This window comes from Bacillus sp. AFS088145, from assembly GCF_002564465.1.
Classification (GTDB): Bacteria; Bacillota; Bacilli; order Bacillales; family Bacillaceae_G; genus Gottfriedia.
This window is the reverse complement of the sequence record NZ_NUUX01000014.1, coordinates 1-13031: the sequence shown is the minus strand read 5'-3', so window position 1 is coordinate 13031 and position 13031 is coordinate 1. Positions and strand designations below refer to the sequence as shown.

General features: G+C 31.8%; 12 protein-coding genes. 4 read left to right on the top strand and 8 right to left on the bottom strand.

Translation table 11 applies throughout. The features are described from left to right. Nucleotides 1–2 precede the first annotated feature (2 nt). The gene (locus COI44_RS10970) at nucleotides 3–1421 is read right to left on the bottom strand and encodes a CDP-glycerol glycerophosphotransferase family protein (RefSeq protein WP_098427978.1); all 1419 of its coding nucleotides are present in this window, start codon (nucleotides 1419–1421) and stop codon (nucleotides 3–5) included. A 1-nt stretch (nucleotide 1422) separates the two neighbouring features. After that, the gene (locus COI44_RS10965) at nucleotides 1423–2211 is read right to left on the bottom strand and encodes a glycosyltransferase family 2 protein (protein WP_098427977.1); all 789 of its coding nucleotides are present in this window, start codon (nucleotides 2209–2211) and stop codon (nucleotides 1423–1425) included. 282 nt (nucleotides 2212–2493) lie between these two features. Here COI44_RS10965 and COI44_RS10960 point away from each other — a divergent pair, with 282 nt between their 5' ends. From COI44_RS10960 to COI44_RS10950, 3 genes are all read left to right on the top strand, one after another. Further along, nucleotides 2494–2709, top strand: a complete 216-nt coding sequence (locus tag COI44_RS10960) for a hypothetical protein (RefSeq protein ID WP_098427976.1) — start codon at nucleotides 2494–2496, stop codon at nucleotides 2707–2709. A 3-nt stretch (nucleotides 2710–2712) separates the two neighbouring features. Further along, the gene (locus COI44_RS10955) at nucleotides 2713–3684 is read left to right on the top strand and encodes a CgeB family protein (RefSeq protein WP_098427975.1); all 972 of its coding nucleotides are present in this window, start codon (nucleotides 2713–2715) and stop codon (nucleotides 3682–3684) included. A gap of 353 nt (nucleotides 3685–4037) precedes the next feature. Beyond that, complete coding sequence (locus COI44_RS10950) at nucleotides 4038–4823, top strand: TMEM164 family acyltransferase (protein ID WP_098427974.1); 786 nt, start codon at nucleotides 4038–4040, stop codon at nucleotides 4821–4823. 85 nt (nucleotides 4824–4908) lie between these two features. On the opposite strand, the gene fabF is transcribed toward COI44_RS10950, so the two are convergent. Then, on the bottom strand, nucleotides 4909–6141 hold the full coding sequence (fabF, locus tag COI44_RS10945) for a beta-ketoacyl-ACP synthase II (RefSeq protein WP_098427973.1): 1233 nt from the start codon (nucleotides 6139–6141) through the stop codon (nucleotides 4909–4911). A gap of 107 nt (nucleotides 6142–6248) precedes the next feature. Here fabF and COI44_RS10940 point away from each other — a divergent pair, with 107 nt between their 5' ends. Next, nucleotides 6249–7088 carry a helix-turn-helix transcriptional regulator gene (locus tag COI44_RS10940; protein ID WP_098427972.1) on the top strand — a complete coding sequence of 280 codons (840 nt, stop codon included), beginning with the start codon at nucleotides 6249–6251 and terminating at the stop codon, nucleotides 7086–7088. A 381-nt stretch (nucleotides 7089–7469) separates the two neighbouring features. Here COI44_RS10940 and COI44_RS10935 read toward each other — a convergent pair whose 3' ends face one another. The 5 genes from COI44_RS10935 to COI44_RS10920 form a co-directional block, all read right to left on the bottom strand. Next, nucleotides 7470–7652, bottom strand: coding sequence for a hypothetical protein (locus tag COI44_RS10935; RefSeq protein ID WP_098427971.1), 183 nt, complete (start codon nucleotides 7650–7652; stop codon nucleotides 7470–7472). Continuing rightward, nucleotides 7649–7786, bottom strand: a complete 138-nt coding sequence (locus COI44_RS24135; RefSeq protein ID WP_179887087.1) for a hypothetical protein — start codon at nucleotides 7784–7786, stop codon at nucleotides 7649–7651. Before COI44_RS24135 ends, COI44_RS10935 begins: the two co-directional genes overlap by 4 nt. Before the next feature lie 7 nt (nucleotides 7787–7793). Continuing rightward, the gene (locus tag COI44_RS10930; protein ID WP_098427970.1) at nucleotides 7794–7994 is read right to left on the bottom strand and encodes a hypothetical protein; all 201 of its coding nucleotides are present in this window, start codon (nucleotides 7992–7994) and stop codon (nucleotides 7794–7796) included. Beyond that, on the bottom strand, nucleotides 7984–8319 hold the full coding sequence (locus COI44_RS10925) for a TIR domain-containing protein (protein ID WP_098427969.1): 336 nt from the start codon (nucleotides 8317–8319) through the stop codon (nucleotides 7984–7986). The genes COI44_RS10930 and COI44_RS10925 overlap by 11 nt, the downstream gene beginning before the upstream one ends. Before the next feature lie 216 nt (nucleotides 8320–8535). After that, nucleotides 8536–12495, bottom strand: coding sequence for a S8 family serine peptidase (locus COI44_RS10920; protein ID WP_098427968.1), 3960 nt, complete (start codon nucleotides 12493–12495; stop codon nucleotides 8536–8538). Between the last annotated feature and the right edge of the window lie 536 nt (nucleotides 12496–13031).

The following is a 13031-nucleotide window of genomic DNA, read 5'->3' as shown; positions in this document are numbered from 1 at the left end:
ATCTACTTTTCACCCCGTGCTATTTTAGATACTAGATTAGATAGTTCGTTTCCTGAATTTGTTACATGATAGGAATCTATTAGAAAATGATTTATTACTTCATTATATTTTTGTTTTTCTTCTGAAGATTGGAAGAAAGCTAACAAAGTATTTACTAATGCTGTTGGGTCATTTTGAGTGTATTTACCTAATCGATCAAAGTAATCATAGTGACGATTACTCATTATAAAGTAGTAGACAAAAGTTGGTTTATTAAATAAGCTACTTTCCAATGCTACAGTTGACAATGATGCTAGTACTATATCGGCATTCGAAATTAACTCATGCGTTTCGACTGTTCGATCTGTTACTACATGGACTGATTTATAATCTTTTTTTAAATCCAAATACAACTTAATCCGATTCTTTGCTAGTTCCCACGGGTGAGGCTTAATTAGTAATTGGAAACTTTTATTAGAAATTAGTAATTCAACCATTTTTTTAAAGTTGTATTCATTTGTATTTGGACCTGTAGCTATTAATATCGTCATTTTTTTTTCATCTAAATGATACTTATTTAAAAAATCATTATGATTTGCCTTTGGATAGACAAAAATGTCATCATATCTAGGATGACCGATCGTTGCAATTCTTTCGGCCTCAAGACCCCGCTTTATATACCATCTTTTTTCATATTCACCATAAACTGCAACATGACTAGTAAACACAGGAATGAAAGCTTCTTCACCCATAAGAATACCGTGTTGAAGACAAATGCTTGGAATACCTTTTATTAGCCCAACTATTCCAAGAGCACGACTAATCATATCTTCTGATGTTCCTACTAAAACTGTAGAGATTGGAATTTGTTCATATAGATTAAAAACAGTTTCAATTGCATCAACAATTAGTGGAATCCTTTTGATGAATGTATTGATAAAAAATGAATTGCCAAATGCAGGATGCTTCTTGAAATTAAGAAATATTTCACAAACACGATCGACTAATTTTTTGGAAATCTGACTTGTATCAGTTTTAAAATTTCCGATGAATAAATTAGGTATCTCTGAGAAACGATTACTTTTTGAACGAGACAAAATCACCGTTTTGTCTTTATTAAATACTTCATTTATTTTTTTGCCAGTTATCCTAATATAATCTAAGTTTATAAGCACTTTACCATTCCCAAGATTTTTATTAGAATTTTTGAGGGGATTAAGCAAATCATTAAAAAATGGTTGAATCTGGTTCGGTTCAGTGAGGGTAGCATGTTTTAACTGCAAATGGAAATTTTCTTTCTCCATTTCCTTTTTAAGCTCTTCATCTATTTGTTGATAAAAGTTTGTCATAATAGCGATTGGTACATCTCTATATTTTAATTCTTTAAATAGATTAATAAATTCGCTATACAGTAACCAATAATTTGAGAGATAATTACTCAAGCTATCCCTCCATATTCTTTTGATTTTTTTTCTTAAATCTTATATCTTCTCTCAATTCTTTACATGTTCTTTGTGGAGGTAGCATGTTTATGAACTCACTTTTTTCTTGCTGTGCCAATTGGAAGTGAATCGATTTTTCCGTAATAAAGTTATCATCTAATATTTCTCCAATTGGATAGAAATCCCAAAAATGATTCAATCTCCAAAAAAATCGTGCATCCCCAATGCGATAAAATGTTGGATCTACATCCCAATAAGAACCAAATTTTTTATAAATGATAGGTAATATCGATTTCCGATGCATAATAGAACAATGATCAATTTGACACGACGCGATCGATACAATTCCATGTGTTGCTCTTAATTTTGTATTAATGATTTCCTTATTTTCATTTAAAAAATTAACTAAGGATGCTGAATAAGTAACCATCACATTAGGATTCTCATCTAAATAACGAACCATTTTCTCTAATCTATTTTTTCGATAGCAATTATCATCAGTTGCGTACGAGATATATTCCCCCTGAGCTATATTTAAAGCTTGATTTATTAAAACAGCATATCTAATTTTCTCAACTCTTTCTTCTAACGATTTTACCTCGCTTTGATAGAAACGTATTCGATGATCATTTAGAAACGGTCTTATTTCTTTTAAAGTAGCTTCATTGGAATTATCATCCAACAATAGTAATTCAAAATCAGAAAATGACTGATTTAAAATAGAATGTATAGATTTTGCAATATATTCTGGCTTGTTATAACTAGTCATTATGATTGAAACTTTCGTCAAAAAATCCCCACCTTTTTTAAAAATACTCTATACTGTATGCGTTGTTTACTATAAAAGTAATAGGAAATAAATACTATATTAGTAAAGTTTAATAAAATAAGCTAAAAAAAGAGTGATCCGTCTCACTTTGTGAGAGAATCACTTATTTGACTATTAATTATGTTTAATATTCTGGTTAAATCTATCAATTTATGTCTCTTAATTAATTAAACCGTAACATTTTAAATTCTATTCATATAATAGTTTTGAATTGAAATTTTATTATAAAGGGGTGGATAAAAATTGAGTAGTTACCAACACTTAATTGAAAATCTTATAGCAGGACAAGTTATCGTGATCACTACCGATTCAGGTGACACGATTGGACCAGCACAATTCGTTACTTATAATAACCAGACAGGAATTATTATCTTAAAAGAATTCAGTTCTTTATCGCCAAGTGATGAAGTAGTTGTAACCTTAATCGCATCTAAAATTGAATCGATTAGATTTCAGTAGCTTATGAAAATCTTTTATATTAATTCTGGTTATAAAGGAATCTATTCTCATTTTGATTTATGGATTAATGAAATAAACTCAGAACAAATTGAAATAATAGACATTCCGATTAGTATAAATCAACAGATGTTTAAAAATATGTTACAAACCATTAGTCCTATATTTGTACTTTTAATGATTGGAAATAAACAGTTAAACCATATACTAAAAGTTATAAAAGAAACCAATATTCCACTTGTTGTATGGTTTACAGAGGACCCTTTCTATACTGATGTTAGTTTAAAAGTACTGCCTTATGCGGATTATATTCTTTCCATAGACAAATCATCGTGCGAATTCTATACCAAACTTGGATATAAAAATATTCATTATGTCCCTTTAGCTAGTAATGAACGTATTTTTAAACCTCTCAATCTAGAAAAAGAAATAGATTTGTTATTAATCGGTTATCCATATCCAAACAGAATTAAATTAATCCAATCGATCATAAATTCTACAAATTATTCAATCTTGCTCATAGGAAAAAGCTGGAATAAATATTTGAAAATTCCAAATCAAAAAAAGAGAAATATCCAAATGATCAATAATTGGTTACCGCCTAATGAAGTAAACCTTTTGTATAACAAAGCAAAAATCATTTTAAATCCTCATAGGCAATCTACTTTTATTTTTAATAAAAATAGTAAAAACGTAAAAAATCGAAGTATAAACAATCGATTTTTTGATATTGTTTTAAGTGGTGGATTTCAGTTAATCAATGAAGAAATTGACAGTTTTGTTGATGAAGAAAATGAAAGAGTTATAAGGTATGCAGATGATCATCATTGTATTCAATTGATTCAAAAATATATAAATGAGTTTTCTTATAAGGAGGAATTAGTAAAAAAATTACGGACAAAAATTATAGGGAGAAATACATTTTCTAATCGATTAAATACTTTGTTAAAAATACTTGAAAATAGTTCTGAATCATAAATGTTAAGATAAGAATTATGGGTTTTATATGACAGGTGTTTTTATGCTTAAACTACTAATAACTAATCTTTTTACAGTACTGAAATCAGTACGTTTTATGGAAATTGATTTGTTACTCCCCCCTCTGATACCCTAATTAACTTTTCTTTTTTTGTACAAGTTTAGAGTATACATTACATGTTCTTTCTAAAAATTTTGTGAATAAATCAATAATAGGTATTGATTACTTGATGTCTTTAGTTTGATCGCTTAATGATACGTTTTTTGCTCAAAACAAATTACAATAAAAAGTAATGGGGGTAAATCGCGTTGAAAACAAGTGAATTTTACTACATGAAGGAAAGTATAGTTCAATGACTTTTCAAATGTGGAGTCCATTCCATTTTTTATTTATGGCGAGCCCTTTTCTATTTGTCACTTTGTTTTATTTTCTATTTAGGCGCTTTAACAATCAGACTTTACGATTGATTGGTATGGGTTTCTCGCTTATTGGGATTGCTCTTTTAGTTGGTCGTAATATTGAAATTTATCACAAAGTGAATCAAATTTCACCTGAAGAAATCCCTTTACAAATTTGTCATTTTGCTAATTTTATTTTATTTTTTGCCTTTTTATTTGAAAGTGAATTGCTATTTTCAATTGCGTTTTGTTTTAACCTTCCCGCTGCTTTAGTAAGCATAATATTTGCTAACGGTCTTTCGAACTATCAATCTCTCCTAACATGGCAAGGTATGGCATATCTTTGGGGGCATATGCTGCTCGTAGGAATTGTGTTGTGGGCGTATTTCAATCATATGGTCGTAATTAATTTAAAAATTTTGCGAAAAACAATGTCACTCATTATTTTATTGTACATTTTATCAATCTTTGTAAATAATTTGTTTATGAAATGGATGGAGCCCTTTACATCTAATTACTTTTACACAATGGCTCCCGAAAAAGGAACACCATTAGACTATTTTTACAAACTAGGTAAAGAAACAACAACTTTAGGACTTCATTACAATCCAATTTATTTACTAATCCTACTTTTAGTTGGACTTTTTGTTGTATTCCTCTTTTATTTAATCTATCTATTTTTGAATTTATTTAAAAACAGTGAAGTGAAGAATCTTACTGAGCAGAATTATATGAATTAGATAGAGTATTTAGGTCTCTGAAAAATAAAGCCTCTTACTAAAAAGAGGCTTTTAGACTGTTAATATATACCAATTAGGATTTATCTTAAACGTACTTTTTCAATACAATGGCAGAATTATGACCACCAAAGCCGAATGAGTTTGAAATACCTATGTTTAATTCTTTTTTCCTTGCCCCTTCCGATACATAGTCTAAGTCACAATTAGGATCCGGCTGAGTTAAGTTGATTGTTGGCGGAATAATACCTTCTTGAAGACTTTTCACTAAAGCGATCGCCTCTACTCCTCCTGCTGCGCCAAGCATATGACCAAGCATTGATTTATTTGCTGTAACTGGAATTTTATAAGCGTGTTCGCCAAACAATTTTTTTATTGCCAGCGTTTCAGATTGATCGCCTAATGGGGTACTTGTTGCATGTGCACTAATGACATCCACATCTTGTAATGCTATTTCAGCTCTATTTAAAGCATTTCTCATAGCTAAAAACGCTCCTCGTCCTTCTGGGTGAGTTGCAACCATATGATATGCATCCGAACTTGCTCCATAACCAATTATCTCACATAAGATGGGCGCATTTCTTTTTACTGCGTGTTCCCATGATTCTAACACTAAAATCCCCGCACCTTCACTCATTACAAATCCATCTCTATTTGCATCAAAAGGTCGACTTGATGAGGTAGGTTCAGTATTGATGGACAATGCCTTAGCGTTACCAAAACTTGCTAAAGATAATTGCGTTATAGCTGCCTCTGTACCACCTGCGAAAATAACATCCGCTTCTCCGTTACGAATTGTATTGAATGCCTCTCCTATAGCAGAATTTCCTATAGAGCATGCGGTTACTGGTGATAAAGATGGACCAAGTGCACCTAATCTTATACTTATTTGAGCTGCTGCCGCATTTGATATCATCATCGGTACTAAACTTGGACTAACTCTCCCAGGTCCTCTCTCGTTTAATAAATTTACATTTTCGATAAAGGTATTAATCCCACCAATTCCTGATCCTACATAAACTCCTAATCGTTCAGGATCGATTTTTTCTAATTGTAATTGTGAACTTTCCAAAGCTTGTTCAGCAGCTGCTAAGGCAAATTGACAAAAACGATCTAATTTTCTTGCTTCCTTTCTTCCCCATCTTTCTTCGGCATCAAAGTCACGAACAATTCCTGCTACTTTCGTTTTTATATTTGATACATCAATTGTATCAATAGCGGTGATACCTGATTTTCCGTTAATTAAGTTATTCCAAACCGTATCTACATCATTTCCTAGAGGGGAGATAACACCCATACCTGTAATAACAATTCTTCTCATCATAAGTTCTCCAATCGTTTTTTCTTTATTTTAACGCGTATTTATCCTATTACAAGTTGTAGTTTATCCTAGTATAATTTATACTACGTTCAGAAGGGAGTTATAAGATGAATCGAGAAACCCGACTTCAAGCACTGTCAGAATTTCTAAAAACGCAGCGGTCTAAAATAAATCCGCAAATGGTTGGATTACCAGTTGGAACCCGTAGAAGAACTCCGGGCCTTCGTAGAGAAGAGGTTGCCGGGTTAGCAGGAGTAAGTACAACATGGTATACGTGGCTAGAACAAGGAAGAGATATAACCGTTTCTAATTCCGTATTAGATGCCATTTCAGATGCATTACAATTAAATAAGGATGAGCGAAATTACTTATATGCACTTGCATTACCGGAAGCTGAAAAACGCTCATTTTCAAATGAAGAAGAAACAGTCATTAGTCCTGCCTTGACTAAAATATTAAATGAACTTCGGAACTGTCCGATCATTATTTCTGATCGAAGATGCCATATCGTTGGATGGAATCCAGCAGCAGCTCACGTATTTTTAGATTTCGAACAAATTCCAAAAGAGGAACGAAATCTTATTCAATTGCTTTTCTCTAGAAAAGAATTTAAAAGTTTAGCAGTGAATTGGGAGCATTTTGTAAAAGGCTTTTTAGCAATTTTCCGCACTTATTACGGACAATATGTAGGTGATCAATGGTACACTTCCTTTATTAACGAAATGGAACAAAATTTCCCAGAATTTCATGAACTCTGGAATGAGAGCGAGGTAAGTTCGGCTCCAGATGTATTAATTGAGTTTCGACACGCAAAAGCAGGAAAAATGCTCTTTAACTTAACATCCTTACAAGTTCAGGGAAACATTGATTTAAGATGCAGTGTTTACACTCCTGTTGAAAATACAAATACAGAATCTAAGTTAAGAAAACTGATGAATAATGAGTAGATTTTTAAAGTGGAAAAGCTTGGCAATTATGTTTTTTAGAATGTAGTAAACATGGGGTTGTTTATTAGTGTTTAACGTGATCATTGTTATATTTCTCATGAAGCTCTTATGAGGTACTGAATTTCATATTTTGGGTTTTTTACTTACTCATGAAGCTCTTATGAGGTATTACTTTTCTTATTTTTGCCTTTATACTTACTCATGGAGCTCTTATGAGGTACTCCTTTTCTTATTTTTGCCTTTATACTTACTCATGGAGCTCTTATGAGGTACTAAATTACTTATTTTTGCCTTTTTACTTACTCATGAAGCTCTTATGAGGGACTAAATTTCTTATTTTCGCACAAAAAAAAAGGGTAACTATTTCATCACCCTTTTGTTTTAATATGCTTTCATTTGATCTGGAGTTCCGTATTCTGCTTTGCGACGAAGAACAACAATTCCTCTTTCAGTTTTACCATTAAAATCAGCAAGTCCCTTTTGGCCAATACCTTTTTCAACTTTTGGATAGAAATCTTTTTTGAATTCCTTTTTAGCATCATTTAAGTTGATATACCTAGTCATACAGAAACACCTCCAAAAATTTCGTTTATTGTTTTCATTAATCTTTTATTTCTTCCTAAAAGGAAGTCTTTTTCATCTTCAGTTAGATCGATTGCTTCATACTCTTCACTTGAAAAAGTGACAGTTAGTACCATACTATTTTCAATGAAGATTAGGAAATAAGCCTTTTTCCCTAATCTTTGTCTTTATTTTTATACAAGCACCAGCCACTTCTTGAACGATATCTTTATCATCACGTATATCATATTTTAAAGAATTAAGACCGGTTAAATCAGAAAGTAAATGATAGTTCTGCGGTTCTATCGAGTTTTTATGTATTATACCTTTCGTATCATTTGGCATTATATAAAAAAACTCGTCCTCTTTTTAAACGCCCCCAAAATAGTCCCATTTCAAACATTGTATTATCTCTAGTTGCTAAATATTTCTCATTTCGAATTTCAATAATATCGTCTGGAGTAAATATAAATACTGCAAAGTGATTTGTATCTAGTTGCTTTTCTAAATCATCCATCGTGTACTCTAGTTCGTCAAAAGCATTCATCCACATCGTGACTTCCGTTTCCCTTTTTAGTCCTTCAAATACGGCTTCAACATAATGAATAGCTTCCGCTGATGAACCGATAAACACTCTTGGTTTCCTTTCCTTAAATCCTAGATCCTCCATATTTCATTCACTAAAAATGACAAAATAATTAGGCTGACCAACGTATTTTTGCTTAATTTTACCAAATATTACGATAAAACGTCTATATTATTCAAAATATTTCACAAAATTTGTTACCTTTTAATTTCCTTTGGTAAAGGAAATTAAACTAGTCTAAATTCGAAAAAAAAAAATCCCGAAATACTCAAAAGAGCAATCAGGATTTTTTTGTTTTGCTTATTTAACTATTGAAAACTGAGTTAATTTAAACGAATCAACATTTATTAACTTGTTTGTTGCAGCACTAGATTTTGTACCAGTAGCAACAATTTTAATAGTGTGAGCTTTATTTTCTAGATTTTGTATATCGAATACATTTACTTTATATTTACGGCTTGAAGAGTAAAGGTCAATTTGCTTTATTTTTTTACCATCAATATAAATATCGGTTTTACCCATATTCTTATCTTTTAATGCATAAACAGTAATACCCGTACCACTAAAATTGTATTGAAGCGATCCAGTCGATCCTTTTGTTTGATTAATCGTGCCACCAGAAGCGCTCGTATAATTTAACTTACTCCAAGTTCCAGAGTATTTAACATTAGAATCATTGTTTTCTACTGATTTCGTTGTTTGAACTGAAATATTAATACTATATTGGCCAGAGCCTTTTACAGCAGTAGGAACGATGTAGTACATTCCAGTTTTTGTTGGTTTAAAGACAATTTTTTCAGTAGACGTTGTACTAGCAGACTTTTTCAATTCTTTCGTACCATAAATAGTTGATGTACCAATGTTGAATAATGAAAGATCAAAGTTTGCATTAGTAGGGCCAGATAACGTTATTTCATATGTTTTGCCCGCGTCTAAGTTTTTAGCCCAAACATCTTTATAGTCTTTTGTGTCAGTACTAAGACTTCCTTTTGCAGTACCTGATATATATACTCTTCCTTTAATATCATCATCGTTTACGTAATTAATTGATGATGAATAAGGTGTCTCAGTTTTATCTAGTGTATTAATTACCACAACATAGTTATACGTTTTTCCAGGCGACATTGCAGTTGTATCTGTAAATGTCGTTGTAGTAATAGGTGTTTTATTTATTTGTACATAATCAGTTTGTGACGACTCTTTGCGATAAATATTATATGATTCTGCCCATTTTGGTGCAGTCCATGAAATAACTGGATATTTCTTTGCCGTATCAAATGATGTTTTTAATGAAATAGGGTTATCTTTTACAATAAATTTATCCAAATTGATTCCTGTAGCAGATTTTCTTGCTACTGGGTCACTTTTTCCAGTCCATACAATTCTGATAGAGTGATTACCATAAGTTGTAAAATCATATTTTAATAAACTTTGTTTTGATTTCAACGTACTATTATAAAGAGATGGTGATGCAATCTTATTGCCGTCTATATAAACATCGGCAATTCCTTGTGTTGGATCTTTAAAACCTTGCCATTCAATGCTAGTTCCAACAAATGCGAAATTAACTTCACCTCTAGAATTAAGTACTCCTGCCATTTCTTCAGAGAATTCTGGATTAAATGTTGGCATCCAATCTCCATCTAAAGTCACTGAGTCAGAATCATCTTCATAAGATCCACCGAAATTACCAGAATAAAGTTTATAGTTTCCTGAACCATTGTAGTCGTAGACATTTACAAAATAGATTCCAGTTCTAGGAGCGATAAAGTTTATCTTTTCTTTGGATGAATTTATGTTCTCTGAGTAAGCAACCATACCATTCTTATTATTTACACTTGATGCGGATTCATTATACACATACAAGTCTAAATCGCTTCCTGCTTGCCCATTTAATGAGAATGTGATACCTTGGCCCTCTTTTAATGATATTGCATAAACATCGTTTTTGTCATTTTTAGAATCTAGACTTCCATTTAATACACTTTTATCTAATGGAACCCCTGGTGTATCATTGTCATCAAAGTTATCTAAAGTTGATGATTTAACAATATTTCCAGTGCCTACAAGACCTTTTAATGAATCTAATTTCGCTCCCTTTGCACTTGTATATAGCTTAAGCATCTCTGGTGACATATTCGGATGTAAACCTAATAAAATAGCAGCAGCACCCGTAGTATGTGGAGTTGCCATAGATGTTCCACTATAATAATCGTATGCTTGGGCATAGTCAGAAACATATTTAGAGTTAATGATTGTTTTTTGTTGATCATTCGAAGTTACATAATCAGCAATGTAATAAGGTAAATCATATCGGTTTACATCATATTTAGTATTTTCATAGATTCCACCAGATAAACCTTCAACATTCAAACTTGGACCCATCTCTGAATATACATTTAAATGTAAAGAATCCTTTACAAAAGATGATTTTTCTTGGCCTATTAAAGCGTTAACACCTGATAATAATAATTTACCGCCACTTGTCAGATAATTTTTTAACAATTCTGTATCTGATTTAGTTAAAACAGTACCATCTTCAGAATTAAATCCAATACCGTTTCCTGTAAACCAAACTACCGCATCGTATTGTGATAAATCAGTACTGTTCATTGATAAAGACGATTCAGAACTGATCGTAACCGTTTTTACTGAAGAATACTTAGATAACAGGTTTTGATATGTTGGTAAATAGCTTTTAAAGATTTTAGAAAGTTCAGGAATGCCTTTTAACAAGTCTGCAAGATCACTTTCATCATCTTGAACAAGTAAAATTTTCTTATTCGTATCCGTCAAATCTAAATAACTTAACGCTTTATCAAAAGCATCCTGTCTTTGTTTTTCAGATATTTTTTCATATCCAATTCCATCAAAGATCGCTTTGTAATTGTCTCCGGCAATTTGAGCTGATGCTCCAGCTTGATCAATTTTTAATGCTTTTGTAATTTCATCGATTGGGTATTTAGGAACTGAACTGATAATGTCAACTCCCGGAGCAGCAACATCAACAGATTCCGCACCATAATTTGAGAAAGGTGCTAAGTTGCCTTTGTTATCAACAGCAGCTACTGATAAGATATTAGAACTTTCATAGCTTGCTGGGTAAGCTCCCTCTTCATCATTATCCATTCCATCATTACCTGCAGCAGCTACAAATAAGCTATTAGAATTTGCTATTGCTTCTTCAAGTAATGGATCGTATTCTCCGCCACCCCAGCTGTTATTTGTGATTTTAACTCCCATAGTCTTAGCATATTCGATCGCTTCGATCGCATCTGCAGTTGTTCCACCATCAGGACCGATGAACTTTAATGGTAAAATTTTTACGTTAGGAGCAACACCAACTACTCCTTTATTATTTTCTAGATTTGGTCCTTCTAAAGCCGCAGCAATTGTTCCGGATACATGAGTACCATGTTCATCTCCATCAAGTGCATCATAGACCGTATTATCATGGTTATAAAAATCCCAACCATTTATATCATCAACATAACCGTTGCCATCATCATCTACATCTTTTTTTCCATGTAATTCCTTTTCATTTACCCAAATTTTATCCTTTAAATCTGGGTGGTTAATATCCACGCCCGTATCGATTACACCAACTACTACTTGCGCTTCCGGTTTCGATAGCTTTGAACTAAAATTAGTCCAGCTTTCAGGTGCGTCTACATCAATATTCTGTTTTCCTACACTGTCATTGACGGTTTGTCCGATATTATTAAGTCCCCATAATTGATCATAATAGTCATTAGCATTATTGAAGTCAGAAGCGTAATATTTGTAGTTCGGTTGTACAGATTCAACATTTTGATCCTTTTTTAGTTTCGTTATGTACTCACTAGTGCTTTCACCTGCTGGGATTTTTACTACTTCAGCGTTTAAACTCTTTAATTTCTTTGAAGACTTTAGAGAATACTTTTTCTGAAGTGTTGTGATTTCACCAGTGGTCACTTTCTTTTTATATTTAACGATTAATTCACCAGTTTGTTCATTATGTTTCGTTACTGATTGTTTATTTTTTAATTTATCTCTTAATTTTGTTTCAATTTTAGTCTCTGCCTTCTTAGGGAGTACTTTACCGCTTGCTTTTGGTACTTCCTTCATTTGGCTTTTTCTAAGGTTTTTACCAGAGTTTACCTGATTAGCAACTGTACTATTAGCGCCTGTTACTGAAGCAGCTTGAACTGTCCCAGAATAAATACTTGAAAATAAAAGGATTGTAGATACAGGTAAAGCTAAATAATTTTTTTTCTTCATTGTAGAGCCCCTTTTTTAATAGATTCAAAGAAAAATAACTAGACACATTTATGTAACATTTAAACATTAATCCATTCATTTAATTGTAAGATTAGATTTTATTAATGAGTGAAAACAAATGGATTAAATTCTATAAGTAGTTACATCAGTTCTAAATCAAAACTGTCAAACCCCTCCTTTCTCTTGGAATTATTTTCTAGTAAACACCCAATAATACCTTTAAGATTACTCGAAAATAGAACTTTTGGATTTGATAATATGATTATCCGAGAATTTTCAAGGTCTAATTACCTGTAACGTAATTAACGAAATAAGTGTTTTTACTCACTTTTAGTAGAATAAGAGATATAATTGTAATAAACTCTTATTAATTGTAAGTTATTTAAAACAAAATTAACATATAATTAATTATTTTTTAGATAAATAGAAAATCTTCCTTTTTCACGATTGAATCGTCAATTTAAACAAGAAGTACCTGGGAAAGTACTTCTAACAGATATAACCTATCTAAAATATGGTAAAGGTCAGAAAGCATA